The organism is Mesorhizobium sp. B283B1A (assembly GCF_020165735.1).
Lineage (GTDB): Bacteria > Pseudomonadota > Alphaproteobacteria > Rhizobiales > Rhizobiaceae > Mesorhizobium > Mesorhizobium opportunistum.
Genome location: NZ_JAIUIQ010000015.1, coordinates 53,333 through 68,426, shown reverse-complemented (window position 1 = coordinate 68,426; position 15,094 = coordinate 53,333). Strand labels below are relative to the sequence as shown.

General features: G+C 63.7%; 13 protein-coding genes and 1 pseudogene. 10 read left to right on the top strand and 4 right to left on the bottom strand.

Features of this window, described 5'->3' with window-relative positions:
- The first annotated feature begins 280 nt into the window (after positions 1 to 280).
- The gene (tdh, locus tag LB577_RS15125) at positions 281 to 1,315 is read left to right on the top strand and encodes an L-threonine 3-dehydrogenase (protein ID WP_013532321.1); all 1,035 of its coding nucleotides are present in this window, start codon (positions 281 to 283) and stop codon (positions 1,313 to 1,315) included.
- 537 nt (positions 1,316 to 1,852) lie between these two features.
- Here the strand turns inward: tdh and LB577_RS33285 are convergent.
- A complete protein-coding gene (locus tag LB577_RS33285; protein WP_049802410.1) occupies positions 1,853 to 2,140 on the bottom strand; it encodes a hypothetical protein in 288 nt (95 codons plus the stop codon).
- Positions 2,141 to 2,653: 513 nt separating this feature from the next.
- Here LB577_RS33285 and LB577_RS15115 point away from each other — a divergent pair.
- Entirely contained in the window at positions 2,654 to 3,121 is a 468-nt protein-coding gene (locus tag LB577_RS15115; protein ID WP_064994187.1) for a MucR family transcriptional regulator, read from the top strand.
- Positions 3,122 to 3,321: 200 nt separating this feature from the next.
- Positions 3,322 to 4,677, top strand: coding sequence for an oxygen-independent coproporphyrinogen III oxidase (hemN, locus tag LB577_RS15110; RefSeq protein ID WP_224687303.1), 1,356 nt, complete (start codon positions 3,322 to 3,324; stop codon positions 4,675 to 4,677).
- Between the two features lie 662 nt (positions 4,678 to 5,339).
- Here hemN and LB577_RS33490 read toward each other — a convergent pair.
- From LB577_RS33490 to LB577_RS15095, 3 genes are all read right to left on the bottom strand, one after another.
- Positions 5,340 to 5,738 carry a prephenate dehydratase domain-containing protein gene (locus LB577_RS33490; RefSeq protein ID WP_224687359.1) on the bottom strand — a complete coding sequence of 133 codons (399 nt, stop codon included), beginning with the start codon at positions 5,736 to 5,738 and terminating at the stop codon, positions 5,340 to 5,342.
- Positions 5,739 to 6,156: 418 nt separating this feature from the next.
- Positions 6,157 to 6,369 carry a cold-shock protein gene (locus LB577_RS15100; RefSeq protein WP_008874821.1) on the bottom strand — a complete coding sequence of 71 codons (213 nt, stop codon included), beginning with the start codon at positions 6,367 to 6,369 and terminating at the stop codon, positions 6,157 to 6,159.
- 696 nt (positions 6,370 to 7,065) lie between these two features.
- Entirely contained in the window at positions 7,066 to 7,266 is a 201-nt protein-coding gene (locus LB577_RS15095) for a hypothetical protein (RefSeq protein ID WP_174361973.1), read from the bottom strand.
- Positions 7,267 to 7,346: 80 nt separating this feature from the next.
- Here LB577_RS15095 and LB577_RS15090 point away from each other — a divergent pair, with 80 nt between their 5' ends.
- The 7 genes and pseudogenes from LB577_RS15090 (at position 7,347) to LB577_RS15060 (ending at position 15,017) form a co-directional block, all read left to right on the top strand.
- Positions 7,347 to 8,639: a cytochrome P450 gene (locus tag LB577_RS15090; protein ID WP_224687302.1), complete on the top strand. Its 1,293-nt coding sequence runs from the start codon at positions 7,347 to 7,349 to the stop codon at positions 8,637 to 8,639.
- Position 8,640: 1 nt separating this feature from the next.
- The gene (locus LB577_RS15085) at positions 8,641 to 8,964 is read left to right on the top strand and encodes a ferredoxin (protein WP_224687301.1); all 324 of its coding nucleotides are present in this window, start codon (positions 8,641 to 8,643) and stop codon (positions 8,962 to 8,964) included.
- A pseudogene (locus LB577_RS15080) lies at positions 8,931 to 9,767 on the top strand (SDR family oxidoreductase). The gene LB577_RS15085 and the pseudogene LB577_RS15080 overlap by 34 nt, the downstream one beginning before the upstream one ends.
- A gap of 8 nt (positions 9,768 to 9,775) precedes the next feature.
- Positions 9,776 to 11,119, top strand: coding sequence for a cytochrome P450 (locus tag LB577_RS15075; RefSeq protein ID WP_224687300.1), 1,344 nt, complete (start codon positions 9,776 to 9,778; stop codon positions 11,117 to 11,119).
- Positions 11,120 to 11,270: 151 nt separating this feature from the next.
- A complete protein-coding gene (locus LB577_RS15070; RefSeq protein ID WP_224687358.1) occupies positions 11,271 to 12,269 on the top strand; it encodes a polyprenyl synthetase family protein in 999 nt (332 codons plus the stop codon).
- 298 nt (positions 12,270 to 12,567) lie between these two features.
- The gene (locus LB577_RS15065) at positions 12,568 to 14,118 is read left to right on the top strand and encodes a hypothetical protein (protein WP_224687299.1); all 1,551 of its coding nucleotides are present in this window, start codon (positions 12,568 to 12,570) and stop codon (positions 14,116 to 14,118) included.
- Positions 14,115 to 15,017 carry a terpene synthase family protein gene (locus tag LB577_RS15060; protein ID WP_224687298.1) on the top strand — a complete coding sequence of 301 codons (903 nt, stop codon included), beginning with the start codon at positions 14,115 to 14,117 and terminating at the stop codon, positions 15,015 to 15,017. The genes LB577_RS15065 and LB577_RS15060 overlap by 4 nt, the downstream gene beginning before the upstream one ends.
- Positions 15,018 to 15,094 lie beyond the last annotated feature (77 nt).

Genomic DNA, 15,094 nt, shown 5'->3' with positions numbered 1-15,094 from the left:
TAGCCACGGCCCCGAGCCGCAAGCTGCGACCCTTTACTCATCCCATGAGTTGAAACTTCGCTGCATCTGGCGTGGCGCTTGCTCCGCTTCCGCTGAGGTTCGCTGGAACTGGATCTTCACGCGCCCCTCGCGGTGGAGTGTTGCTTCGACACCAAGGCAGCCTCGACATACCCATCGGTCCAGAAATCTCAGCTGTGCTCTCCGAACCCCACCTTTCCGTTGTGCGGCTACCAGAGGAGAGGCGCAAGTGGAATCAAAACCAAGGTGTAAGGAGCATCTGATGTCGAACATGATGAAAGCGCTGGTGAAGGCCAAGGCGGAACCAGGCATCTGGATGGAAGAGGTGCCGGTGCCGGAAATCGGCCCTAACGACGTGCTGATCAAGATCAAGAAGACGGCGATCTGCGGCACCGACGTGCACATCTACAATTGGGACCAGTGGGCGCAGAAGACGGTGCCGGTGCCGATGGTGACGGGCCATGAATTCGTCGGCACCGTTGCCGATTTCGGCGCAGCGGTCACCGAATACAAGGTCGGCCAGCGCGTGTCGGGCGAGGGCCACATCGTCTGCGGTCATTGCCGCAACTGTCGCGCCGGGCGAGGGCATCTGTGCCGCAACACGCTCGGCGTCGGCGTCAATCGTCCGGGCGCCTTCGGTGAGTATCTGGCTATCCCGCAGCACAACGTCGTGCCGATCCCCGATGATGTGCCGGACGAGATCGCCGCCATCTTCGATCCGTTGGGCAATGCCGTGCACACCGCACTCTCCTTCGATCTGGTCGGCGAGGACGTGCTGGTCACCGGCGCCGGGCCGATCGGCATCATGGGCGCGCTCGTCGCCCAATGCGTCGGCGCGCGAAAAGTCGTCATCACCGACATCAATCCGGTGCGGCTGGCGCTGGCAAAAAAACTCGGCGTCCAGCATGTCGTCGACGCGTCCAAGGAAAAGCTGCGCGATGTCATGCCGGCACTCGGCATGACCGAGGGTTTCGATGTCGGCCTCGAAATGTCGGGCGCAGCCCCCGCCTTCCGCGACATGATCGACACCATGAACAACGGCGGCAAGATCGCCATTCTGGGCATCGCCCCGACCGGTTTCGAGATCGACTGGAACAAGGTCATCTTCAAGATGCTGCATCTCAAGGGCATCTATGGCCGTGAGATGTTCGAGACCTGGTACAAGATGATCGCGCTGGTGCAGGGGCCGCTGGATGTTTCCGGGCTTATCACGCACCGCATCGGCATCGACGATTTCCAAGCCGGCTTCGATGCGATGAGGAGCGGTAGTTCGGGCAAGGTGGTGATGGACTGGTGAGGCGATTGGCCGACCTGATGCTGACGGACAGCGCCCTGGCCTGCCGAAGATCTCCAAGGGCGGGAGCATGCAAAACCATGGCTTCATGCCATCAACGAGCGACGCTCAATCGCGCCGCGACGTATCACGGCCCAATCGGACGGCCGCGCCTGTGGCAATTCGCCAGATGGGTCAAGGAACGCTCACTGGCTCCGACGCGATCGCTTGTTTCGCGATGCCTAGGATCGAGGTCGAGGTGTAGTGGGCGTTTCAGTTGGCAAGATGGGATATGTGATCTCCGGTCGCTTTCCGGTCACCGAATGAAGGTAGGCAACGATCCGATCGATTTCGATTTGCGCTAGCTCTTGGCCAAACTGGGTAGTGCCCATGATGGCGACCGCCTCGCTCAGGTCCCAGACCTTGCCCGAATGAAAGTATAGCGCGGTGATTGCTACGTTGCGCAGCGATGGCACGCGGAAAACATAGGATCCTCTGGCACATTGGTGACGGCAAATCGTCCCTTGTCGTTCTCCGGCAGGATGTCGGCGCCGGGCTTCTCTACGAGGCCGAATGGATATAGCCTTCCCCGCCAATATTGACACCGGAATGGCAGGAGGAGCAGCCCTTTTCCATAAAAGGGCCAGACCGTGTTTCGCTGGGATCAATGGCGGTGTCATCGCCATTGAGGTAGGCCTCGAATGGGTCCGGCGCGACCAGTGTCGCCTCGTAGGATGGCAAGGGCTTGAAGATGGCAGTGCCGTGTCCCTGAGGTCTGGCGGAGGGACTGCTCAGCAAAGCTGTGGCCGCCACAAGCGCAACAGCCACCGCGGGCAATAGAATTTTCATAGATTTCCTTACGAATCTCCACATGCGGCATGCGAACGCCCTGCGCGAGATCCGTTGATCAAGGGAATGGTGCCTGTCGACCAAGATGATCGAGCGGCGGAAACAGTGATTGATGTATCGCCCGACGGCCCCCGATATCAACAGTGGCGGGCGCGCAATCGCTATTTGTTCGCTGAGGGCTTGGTCGGTTCTGTTGCCTGTCGCCCCTACGCTGGCGCAACGCCGACCTGCTTCGTACGCGCAAGGTCTTCCAGGTGCACGGCTCATGGTGCTTACAATTTTTCTGCGTCGTCCTCTCGCAACTCAAACCGACAAGATCGCGACTGAACGGCGGATACCGGGCGCTTATGAACGGCGATTTCCGAGGAGATCAGCGTCGCGACAGCTTGTAACTGGCGCTATAGACCTCGATGTTGGACGAGCACCGAACAATCCTGTCGCGAGATTTGTTGCGTTCATCGGAAATCATCACTAGAAGGCCACGCTCCGTAGACCAATCCACTGGAGAGTTTCATGCCAGAAGAAGACTTCGAAAACGCCAACAACCTCATCGACCTTACCGCGGATGTTGTCTCAGCCTATGTTTCCAACAATCCCGTCCCGGTGGGGGAGCTGCCTGCCCTGATCGGCCAAGTGCACGAAGCTTTGAAACGCACGGCGGCCGGTCGCGTCTCCGCACAAGAGCCGACGGCGTTGACGCCGGCCGTCCCGATCAGAAAATCGGTGACGCCGGACTACATTATCTCCCTTGAGGACGGCAAGAAATTCAAATCGCTAAAGCGCCATCTGTCGACCCATTACGGGCTGACACCCGATGAATATCGCGCCAAATGGGGTCTGCCGGCGGACTATCCCATGGTCGCGCCGAACTATGCGGCTGCGCGCTCTGCCCTGGCCAAGACGATGGGACTCGGCCGCAAACCGAAAGAGCCTGAAGTCTCGGCGCCCGAGAAGCGGTCTAGAAAGAAGGTACCAGCGTGACTTCCTCAATCCAGACCCGTTGAGGGGCTGGCAGCTCGATCGGCATGATGCGAGCGAAACATAGAAAGGCGGGATCAAATCCCGCCTTTTCCTTGCAGGGCGTGATTACATGCGCGAAGCGGAATGGAATTGACATAGCGCAGGGACACAGGAGACCGCGGCGGTAAAAGTACCAACTTTTCAGCTTGGGACGGAAACTGTTGCAGACCTCTATCCTGAAAGAATATCGCGAGGCTCTCCTGCCTTGGTACACCATCTATCCGACTGTGCCGGAGTTCACCGCCACCGTCAGGCCCGAAAGCTATCAGGAATGGCTAAGAGGTCTGCCGGCTGACGATCCGGTGTCTCTCTATCTCCACATTCCGTTCTGCCGATCGATTTGCTGGTATTGCGGCTTCCCGACCACGATTGCCCGCAATCAGGGTCCGATCCTCGATTATCTGGCCGTTCTGCGTGACGAGATCCGTTTGGTCTGGGAGCAAGTGCAGCAGGGGCTCGTCGTGAACGACGTGCATTTCGGCGGTGGAACCCCGACCCTGATCGGAGCAGCGGAGTTCTTGGCCATGATCCAACTCCTGCGCCGCCGCTTCGCGTTCAGGGAGTCCGCGACAATCGCCGTCGAAATTGACCCGCGCACCTTCACGGCCGAGATTGCCGAAGCAATGGGAGCAGCCAATGTGAGCCGCGCGAGTCTCGGAGTGCAGAGCTTTGATCCGATTGTTCAAAAAGCGATAAACCGCGTCCAGAGCGAGGCGCAGACGGCCGCTGCCGTCGAAGAGCTGCGCCGGCATGGGGTAAGCGGCATCAACGTCGATCTCATTTTCGGTCTTCCGAATCAGACGGTAGAGTCCTGCGTCCAGACTGCGGCGGCAACTATCGCCATGCGCCCCAACCGGCTTGCGGTGTTCGGCTACGCGCACATTCCATCGGTGATAAAGAATCAGCGCCTGATCGAGACGACTGCGCTGCCGGACAGCGTCGCCCGCGCCGAACAGGCTGCGGCCGTGGCCGAGACGCTGGTCGCCGCCGGCTACCAAGAGATCGGCCTCGACCATTTCGCCTTGCCGGACGACGAACTTACGCTGGCGCAGACCAGTGGTCGGCTACGGCGTAACTCGCTGGGTTACTCGGCCGACACCTGCAAAACCCTGATCGGTTTCGGCGCGTCGGCTATCGGGCGGGTCGGCGAGGGTTACGTCCAGAACGAGGTAACACGTGAGTCCTACAGCCGGCACATAGCAGCTGGCCGTTTGGCGACGTCAAAAGGCTACCGGCTCACAGACGATGACCGCGTGCGAGCCGTGATCATAGAGCGGCTGATGTGCGATTTGCAGGCCGATGTGCCGGCAATTTGTGCGGCCTGTGGATTCGATCCAACTCGCCTTCTCGATTCGGCTGCCGAACGCTTGGCGAAGCTGGCTGAGGATGGGATAGTGGACATTGAAAACGGTTTCATCCGGGTGCGGCAGGAGCATCGTTTCGTAGTTCGCGCTGTTGCTGCCGCATTCGATGCTTTTCTCGACCGGGTTGTCCCACAGCACAGCCAATCAGCGTGAGGTGCCAAAGCGACAAGCTCGTGCCGAACGGCAAGCTCCTAAAACCGCCGCAGGCCCCGGTCACGGCGCCCCCTGCGCGGATTGAAGTGTTTGACGGTCCCGAATGGACGAGCGTGTCGCCGATAACGCGACACAGTCATCGATGGTGACTTGTTTTGCGAGATGCCCGGCCGATCGACGTCTTGTGCTTATGAATACTACTTTCGCAGGCAAGAAAACTGAGCGAAAACGACAAGATCGTCGGCGCGATGATCTCGTGGACGCGCGGCACGGTCGTGTCTTCTCATCAGTGATGAGGATCAACAGTTTTGGAGTTATGGGCAGAAACTACCCTAGCCTTAGCTAATAGCAACGTGGGCAGGACCCGAGAATTCTAAAGCCATCAATATCCGCCAACGCAGCCAGCGCCGGGTGCGTCAAAACATGGCCAGCGACATCGATGACATATTGATGGGTGTCCAGCCGCTCGCATGTCGGACGCTCATAACTGAGATTTTGCTCTGAAACGCGGAGGTGAAGTGTCGTCCGGTCAAATCCTGTCGGCTCAGTGGCCCTGCCCCCGAGCACCCACCACCGCTTAACGTTATGCAGCCCTTCTTCAATTCCTGTTCGCAATATCTGCAGATTGTACAGCTTGGCACCAAGCGCAGGACCAAATGCCGCTATCGAGGGCGAGGCTTAGCGACTAAAGATGTCGCTCCCTTACGGCTCTCTCGCTCGACATTGGGCATGTTCTCGTCGAGCCGCCCGGCCACCTCCTGCAAGGCTACGGCGTGGCCAAGCACCTTAGTGATCATCGAGAAACTCGCATCCTTGCTGGCCATCAGGCTATAGCTCAAGACCTTCGGGTACTCGGCGATGACCCTGGGAGACCTCAAGCGCAGGACTTGGTCGAGGTAGAGAGTGGTTCCGACCAGAGAGGTCGTAGCTGGAACGCATGCAACGTCGACGCAGCCATTCTCATATGCTTCGAACAATCCGTCGTTGAACGGAACGAGTTCAACTTGGTCGCCAAAGAGGTCCAGCGAGGCTTGATGGGTCCAGGTCCCCTCAGGGCCAATGTACCCTACCCGCTTGATCGTGGAGATGTCGACCGCTGGAGGTGGCTGAATTGCTGGTTCATTTCCTCGGCACGCTCGATCGATAATGCGTCAGAGCACGGGGTTCGTGAACGAAAATATAGCATTGATCCGCGTGAAGCGAGCGGACCCACAAGAAGCTCGCAGCTTGATCTCATTTGTCCAGATTCGTTCTGATGCGCGCGGTCGCCGTCGGCATCTGCTACGTGAGAATCTACAGCAGAAAAAATAAGGGGCCGGGACCCGCCCCTCTTCACTTGCAAACATCTTGTTTCAGTAGAACTTAGCAGCTTCCTGCAAACCGCAGCCCGGTCAGCGGGAGATCCGTGTTCTTGCCCGCTCCTATGGCGCGGTCAGTGGCACTTCTGCCCGGCTCTTGCCGGGCAGAGGCAGAAAAAGATCAGCCAGCTTTGCTGAGACTGCCTGCGGAGGACTTGCCGGTACGGCGGTCCTGTTCGACCTCGTAGTTGATCTTCTGGCCCTCATTAAGGGTCGAAAGGCCCGCTCGTTCGACAGCGGAAATGTGAACGAAAACGTCCTGACCTCCGTTGTCAGGCTGGATAAAACCGAATCCCTTGGTGCTGTTGAACCACTTCACCGTTCCAGTCGCCATAGTCGTATTCCTTTGTAACCATTCAATGTAGGCAGGCCATAGGCCAGGTCCGCTTCATATCTGAGATTTTAGGGGCAGCAAAAGCGAAAACAGCAAAAGCCCCGGTCAAATCGCAAATCGGCTCGCAAGCTCCATCATGACCGCCTCTCGCGGAAGCGTCTCCCGCGCTGGCGTTCCGAATGGCAAATACAAGTCCTGCAACGCTCCGGTAAATTCCAGACCGCGTCTATCGCTGTTTGGAGTCGTGTTAGGGGACCAGCGATCGGCCGATGTGAGCAGGCGTACGCGGACGACCAGCAACTACAGGCGCGCGCTAACGCCACGATATTCGACATCTCCGAAGGGTAGCTCACCTAGCCACCTTTTTAAGCGGTGAGGGCTTCCCATTCGGGCGGTGTAAGATGTCCGACAATGTCGGATACGTAACATAGCTGAGTCCGACAATCACATCGCCGAAACGGGGTTTTCTCATTTGGCACGGTTCGTGCGCGGTCATCGCGAACACGTCACGGGCCGAGGAGAGTCATCCAATGACCCCAAAAAAATACCGCCTCACGTTTCCCAGATTAGCTCAAAGATGACGCTCGTGTCAGGCCTCGAAACATGTTGATGGCTCATCTGGCTCGGGGCTACCCACCGCCCCACTATCTCCCACTAAAGGGACGAGCACGCAGCACCCTCAACATAAGGGACAACTCACTTTGCCTCAAAACTTGCCCATCGGCCGGTCACGACAAGAGACGCCGTCAGCAAACCTTCAGTCTGGCTCTTTTTGCGACCGCGCTGGCCTTCGTGAGCACCGCTCCGGTTCTGGCGGCTACCGATGACATCAAGGCGACGGCCAATCACGTCGCCGGCGAGTTTGACCGCGCGGTGGCCGAGATCGGTGGCTCGCACGACGCCTTCACCTCCTATGACTATAGTGCCTACTACCCTGGCGCGCGCCGGTCAGATCAGCCAGCCAAGAGGTAACCAAGATGGACGTGCAAGAAACCAAGACAGCATGCCGGGACGCCTTCGCCGAACTGGCGTCGCCAGCGTGCATCCACGACCCGTATCCGTTCATGCGGTGGTTGCGCGAGCACGATCCGGTGCATCGCGCGGCCTCGGGCCTCTTTCTGTTGAGCCGCCACGCCGACATTTACTGGGCGCTCACGGCCACGGGCGATGCATTTCGGGGACCGGCGCCTGGCGAACTGGCGCGCTATTTCCCGCGTGCGGCGACCAGCCTGTCCCTCAATCTAATGGCGTCCACGATAGCGATGAAGGACCCACCGACGCATACGCGTCTGCGCCGGCTGATCTCTCGCGATTTCACCATGCGCCAGATCGACAACCTGCGGCCGAGCATCGCGCGCATCGTCGCAGCGCGCCTGGACGGCATGGCGCCCGCGCTGGAGCGCGGGGAGGCGGTGGATCTGCATCGGGAATTCGCGCTGGCCTTGCCCATGCTGGTCTTCGCCGAACTGTTCGGCCTGCCCCAGGACGACATGTTCGGGCTCGCCGCCGGCATCGGCGCCATTGTGGAAGGCCTGAGCCCGCACGCCAGCGATCCCCAGCTCGCCGCGGCGGACGCAGGCAGCGCCAGGGTGCAGGCCTACTTCGGCGACCTCATACAGCGCAAGCGCACCGATCCCCGCCATGACATCGTGTCGATGCTGGTCGGCGCACACGACGACGATGCCGACACGCTATCGGATGCGGAGTTGATCAGCATGCTGTGGGGCATGCTGCTGGGCGGCTTCACCACCACTGCTGCGGCCATCGACCACGCGATCCTGGCGATGCTGGCTTATCCCGAACAGCGGCACTGGCTGCAGGGAGACGCCGTGGAGGTGAAGGCATTCGTCGAAGAAGTCCTGCGCCGCGACGCGCCCGTCCTGTTCAGCGCCACTCCGCGTATCGCCCAGCGCGACATCGAACTGGGCGGCGTGGTGATCCCGAAGAACGCGGACGTTCGCGTGCTGATCGCGGCCGGCAATCGCGACCCGGACGCCTTCGCCGATCCCGACCGCTTCGATCCCGCGCGGTTCTACGGCACCAATTCTGGCATGTCGACGGACGGGAAGATCATGCTGAGCTTCGGCCACGGCATCCACTTCTGCCCCGGTGCGCAACTGGCCCGGATGCAGTTGGCCGAGAGCCTGCCGCGGATCCAGGCGCGCTTCCCCACGCTGGCATTGGCCGAGCAGCCGACCCGGGAGCCCTCCGCGTTCCTTAGGACGTTCTTCGCGCTGCCGGTGCGGCTGAATGCGCAGGCGGGGGGCTGAGATGCGCGTCGTGGTCGACCAGGATCTGTGCGGAACCACCGGACAGTGCGTGCTTACGCTGCCGGGCACCTTTCGCCAGCGCGAACCGGACGGCGTGGCTGAAGTGTGCGTGGCGACGGTGCCGCAGGCATTGCACGGCGCCGTGCGGCTCGCGGCCAGCCAGTGCCCGGTCGCCGCCATTCGGGTGATAAGCGACGCTGGCGATGACGAGCGCGCCAGCGCCGACGCTGCGCCTTCTCCGGCGGAACCCGAGCGGCATGCCGCGAAAGACCAACAATCCAGAAGGACACGATGGGACGGTTTGAAGGCAAGGTGGCCGTGGTGACCGGCGCCAGCGCCGGCACCGGCAAGGCATGCGCCCTCGCCATCGCGCCGAGGGCGGCAGAGTGGTGGTGGCCGACATTGATGGCTCGGCAACCATCGCCTGTACCGCGCAGATCACGGCCGAAGCGGGCCACGCGCTGGCCCTGGCCATGGACATCGCCGATGCGCAGGCGGTGGCAGCGCTGTTCCAGACGGCGGAGCGGCACTTCGGTGAGGTCGGCTGCGGTGAACAACGCGAGCTATGCATCTGACCCCGCACGAGCGCGCGATGCTCGACCTGGATCTGGCGGTCTGGGATCAGACCATGGCGACCAATCTGCGCGGCATGCTGCTCTGCTGCCGGCAGGCCATCCGACGGCTGATCGCCCGCGGCGGTGGCGCGATCGTCAACATGTCGTCGTGCCAGGGCTCGGCGGTGACACCGCCCAGACGTCCTACCCCGCGTCGAAGGCGGCGATGAACATGCTGTCGGCCTCGCACGCCACCCAGTACGGTGATGAGCAGATCCGCTGCAACGCGGTTGCGCCGGGGCTGATCATGACCGAGCGTCTCCTCGCCAAGCTGGACGAGTGCATGCAACGGCATCTCCGCCGGCACCAGCTGCCGCGCGTCGGCCGCCCCGAGGACGTGGCCGCGCTGGTAGCGTTCCTGCTCTCCGACGATGCTGCGTTCATCACCGGCCAGGTCGTGTGCATCGACGGCGGCATGCTGGCGCATGTGCGGACGTACGCCGATGGTGGCAACAGCCGCGCCGCGCGGCCTGCCGGCGACACCGTCGAAGCGGCCGCGGCGCCGCGCTGCTGATGGAGTTGATGAACATGCTGCTCAACCCGCTGAACCGTCGCCACCGGCTGCGGCACGACATCCCGGTCGTGCCCGGCGCTTTCCCCCTGGTCGGGCATCTTCCCGCCATCATCTGCGACCTGCCGCGCCTGCTGCGGCGCGCGGAACGGACGCTGGGCAGCTACTTCTGGCTGGATTTCGGCCCTGCCGGACACCTGATGACCTGCATGGATCCGGACGCGTTCGCACTGCTTCGGCACAAGGACGTGTCCTCGGCGCTGATCGAAGGGATCGCGCCCGAATTGCTTGGTGGAACGATGGTCGCCCAGGACGGCGGCGCGCACCGGCAGGCGCGCGATGCGATCAAGCCGGCGTTCCTGCCCAAGGGGCTGACCCAGGCCGGCATCGGCGACCTGTTCGAGCCCGTCATCCGGGCGCGTGTGCAGGCGTGGCGCGACCGCGGCGACGTAGCCATCCTGCGTGAAACCGGCGACCTGATGCTAAAGCTCATCTTCAGCCTCATGGGAATCCCCGCGCAGGACCTGGCGGGATGGCATCGCAAGTACCGGCAACTGGTGCAGTTGATCGTCGCGCCCCCGATCGACCTGCCCGGACTGCCCTTGCGGCGCGGCCGCGCCGCCCGCGACTGGATCGAAGCGCAGTTGCGCCAGTTCGTCCGCGACGCGCGCGCGCATGCCGCGCGCACCGGGTTGATCAAGGACATGGTGAGCGCCTTCGATCGCAGCGACGATGTGCTCTCCGATGACGTCCTGGTGGCCAATATCCGCTTGCTGCTGCTTGGCGGTCACGAGACCACCGCCTCGACGATGGCCTGGATGGTGATCGAGCTGGCGCGGCAGCCTGTGCTGTGGGACACCCTGGTCGAAGAGGCGCAACGCGTGGGCGCGGTGCCGACCCGGCACGCGGACCTAGCGCAGTGTCCGGTCGCCGAGGCGCTGTTCCGCGAGACGCTGCGCCTGCATCCGGCGGTCACGCTCCTGCCGCGTCAAGCGCTGCAGGAATTGCAACTCGGCCAATGGCGCATTCCCGCGGGTACCCATCTGTGCATCCCGCTGCTGCATTTCTCGACCTCGGCGCTGCTGCACGAGGCGCCTGATCAGTTCCGCCTGGCGCGATGGCTGCAACGCACGGAGCCGATCCGGCCGGTGGACATGCTGCAGTTCGGTACCGGCCCACACGTCTGCATCGGCTACCACGTGGTATGGCTGGAACTAGTGCAGTTCTGCATCGCCTTGGCGCTGACCATGCACAAGGCCGGGGTGCGGCCGCGGTTGCTGAGCGACGTCGAAAAAGGCCAGCGCTATTACCCGACCGCAAATCCGTCCATGAAAATCCGCATCGGATTCTCATGAGCTGGCATCGCATGCCCCGTGTGGCGAGGCAGCGGCGAGCGACGGGCAGCATTGCTGCACTCGGCGCGCGCGCTCGGTGCGACGCCGGCAACAGCGCGGCGGTCGCCGCTCGCCGTGGCCGTCTCCTGTCAGGTACAAGGACATGAACAACATGCAGGCCGGTTCCAAGCCACATGACGACCGAACTGGCGTTTCCGCGATCGGGGGATTAGGCGCGCAGGCGCGCGGCGCATCCGGCAGGCTGCTGCCGGAGATCTGGATGCAGGACGGCGCAAAGGGGGTCGAACAGGCGCTGGCGCGTCTTCTGTGCGCCGAAGACGATGGCGAGACCGAGCTGATGGCGGCGATGCGCTACGCCACCTTGCATGGCGGGAAGCGCACCCGCGCCTTGCTCTGTCTGGCTGCCGGCGCACTGGCCGATACGCCGGCGCACGTGCTCGAGGGCGTCGGCGCCGCCATCGAGATGATCCACGCCTGTACCCTGGTCCACGACGACCTGCCCGCGATGGACAACGACGTGCTTCGCCGCGGCCTTCCGACTGTGCACGTCAAGTTCGGCGAAGCCACTGCGATCCTGGTCGGCGATGCGCTGCAGGCGCACGCCTTCCTCACCCTGGCGAGCCTGGATGCGCCGGGCGACAACCGTATCGCGCTCGTGCGCGAACTGGCGCAGGCGGTGTCCGCCGAGGGTGCCGCAGGCGGGCAGGCCAAGGATCTGTCGCTGGTCGGAAAGCATGTCGAGCTGGACAGGATCGTGGCGATGCACCGGATGAAGAGCGGAGCGCTGGTGCGCGCGTCCGTTCGCATGGGCGCGCTATGCGCCATCACGGAGGATGCCGCGCACGCCGCGCTGTACAGTGCGCTCGATCGCTACAGCGCCTGTTTCGGCCTGGCGCTGCAGGTGGTTGACGACATTCTCGACGCGACAGCGGATGCCGCGGCGCTGGGCAAGACCCCCGGCAAGGACGCGGCGGCGCAGAAGCCGACCTGCGCGTCGATCATGGGGCTGCAAGCAGCGCGCCAGTTTGCGCTGGATCTGTTGCGCGATGCCGGGGAGGCCATCGCCCCGCTGGGGCCGCGTGCGGAACCGTTGGCGCAGATGCTGCAGCGGGCCACCGCGTATCTGTTAAAGCACGCGCCATGCGCATGAGGCGCCCCGTCCGCATGGAGTCGCCCCTGTGCCGCTGCGATCGGCCGGCGGCAGCGGTGGATGCTGCACTCTGTCCGAGCCCGCGGCGCCGATCGCAGCGGTTGCCCAGCACGGCCGTGGCACGCGGCGCGCTGCGCTAGCCTATTGGGCGAACCGACACCAGCCGCGCGTCGCCGCGCCGGAGCAGGGCGGCCGTCCGGCGCTGCCCACGCGCCTGGCCGCGACGGGCCTGCGGCGACGTGCGCGGCGTCTGCCCGATCCTGGTTCTCGTCAACCTTCTGCAGAAGGAACATCCCGCGTGAACGCGCTGTCCGAACAGATCCTTTCCGAATTGCGCCACCTGCTGAGCGAGATGAGCGACGGCGGCAGCGTCGGTCCGTCCGTCTACGACACGGCGCGAGCGCTGCAGTTCCACGGCAACGTCACCGGTCGGCAGGACGCATACGCCTGGCTGATCGCGCAGCAACAGGCCGATGGCGGATGGGGAAGCGCGGACTTCCCGCTGTTTCGCCATGCGCCCACGTGGGCGGCGTTGCTGGCATTGCAGCGCGCTGAGCCTCTTCCCGGCGCTGCCGACGCAGTCCAGGCTGCAACCCGGTTCCTCGAGCGCCAGCCGGATCCCTACGCGCATGCGGTGCCGGAAGACGCGCCGATCGGCGCGGAGCTGATCCTGCCGCAGTTGTGCGGCGAGGCCGCATCCTTGCTGGGCAGCGTGGCGTTTCCGCGCCACCCGGCACTGTTGCCGTTGCGGCAAGCCTGCCTGGTCAAGCTGGGGGCGGTGGCGACGTTGCCGAGCGGCCATCCATTGCTGCACTCCTGGGAAGCCTGGGGGACGTCGCCGACCACCGCATGCCCGGATGAAGACGGCAGCATCGGCATCAGTCCGGCGGCCACCGCCGCGTGGCGTGCGCACGCCGTGGCACAAGGGTGCAGGCCGCAGGTCGGGTGCGCCGACGCGTATCTGCAGGCGGCATCGCGGGCGACGCGCAGCTGCATCGAAGGTGTCGTTCCCAGCGTCTGGCCGATCAATGTGTTTGAGCCATGCTGGTCGCTGTACACCCTGCATCTGGCCGGGCTGTTCGCGCATCCCGCGCTCGCCGAGGCGATGCGCGTGATCGTCGCGCAGCTCGAGGCCCGCCTGGGCCTGCGCGGTCTAGGCCCGGCCTTGCACTTCGCGGCCGATGCGGACGACACCGCCGTTGCGTTGTGCGTCCTGCGCCTTGCAGGCCGCGACCCGGCGGTCGATGCGTTGCGCCATTTCGAAATCGGCGAGCTGTTCGTCACCTTTCCCGGCGAGCGCAATGCCTCAGTGTCGACCAACATACATGCCTTGCATGCGTTACGACTATTGGGAAAGCCCGACGCCGGCACCGGCACCTACGTCGAGGCCAATCGCAACCCACACGGTCTATGGGACAACGAAAAATGGCACGTTTCGTGGCTGTATCCCACCGCGCATGCGGTCGCTGCGCTGGCGCAAGGCAAGCCCCAGTGGCGCGACGAGCGCGCGCTAGCGGCGCTGCTGCAGGCGCAGCGTGACGACGGCGGCTGGGGCGCCGGTCGCGCGTGCACATTCGAGGAAACCGCCTATGCGCTGTTCGCGTTGCACGTGATGGACGGGAGCGAAGAACCGACAGAGCGCCGGCGCATCGCGCAGGCGGTGGGGCGTGCGCTAGAGTGGATGCTCGCCCGCTATGCGGCGCATGCATTACCGCAGACGTCGCTGTGGATCGGCAAGGAACTGTATTGCCCCATCCGGGTCGTGCGCGTGGCCGAACTCGCCGGGTTGTGGCTGGCGCTTCATTGGGGGCGGCGCGTCCTGGCCGAGGGAGCAGGAGCGCCGCCATGATCCAGACCGAACGCGCGCTGCAGCAGGTGCTGGAGTGGGGGCGTTCCCTGACCGGGTTCGCCGACGAGCATGCGATGGAAGCGGTCAGGGGCGGCCAGTACATCCTGCAGCGCATCCATCCGAGCCTGCGTGAGACCAGCGCCCGCACCGGCCGCGATCCGCAGGACGAAATGCTGTTCGTGGCGTTCTATCGCGAACTGGCGCTGCTGTTCTGGCTCGACGATTGCAACGACCTTGGCCTGATCGCGCCGGAGCAGCTCGCCGCGGTGGAGCAGGCGCTGGGGCACGGCGTGCCGTGCGTGCTCCCCGGATTCGAGGGCTGCGTTGTGCTGCGCGCTTCGCTGGCCGCGCTCGCCTACGATCGTCGCGACTATGCTCAGCTTCTCGACGATACCCGGTGCTACTGCGCGGCGCTACGCGCAGGACACGCGCAGGCGGCAGGGACGGAACCCTGGTCCTACGCCGAGTACCTGCACAACGGCATTGATTCGATCGCCTACGCGAACGTGTTCTCTTGCCTTTCGTTGCTGTGGGGGCTGGACATGGCGAGCTTGCGCGCGCGACCGGCGTTTCGCCAGGTCCTGCGGCTCATCTCCGCGATAGGGCGCCTGCAGAACGATCTGCATGGACGCGACAAGGACAGGTCGGCCGGCGAGGCTGACAACGCGGCGATCCTGTTGCTGCAGCGCTATCCGGCTATGGCTGTGATGGAGTTCCTCAAAGACGAGCTGGCCGGCCATACGCGCATGCTGCACCGGGTGATGGCGGAAGAACGCTTTCCCGCGCCGTGGGGACCGTTGATCGAGGCCATGGCGGCCATACGCGCGCAGTACTACGAGACGTCGACCAGCCGCTACCGCAGCGACGCTTCGAGGGGAGGCCAGCGTGCGCCGGCCTGAACGCGCGGGACCCGGCGCGTGCGCGCGCTGCCGTGGGTCCGATCCGACGCAACGCCGTCGCACGATGCGACGGATGG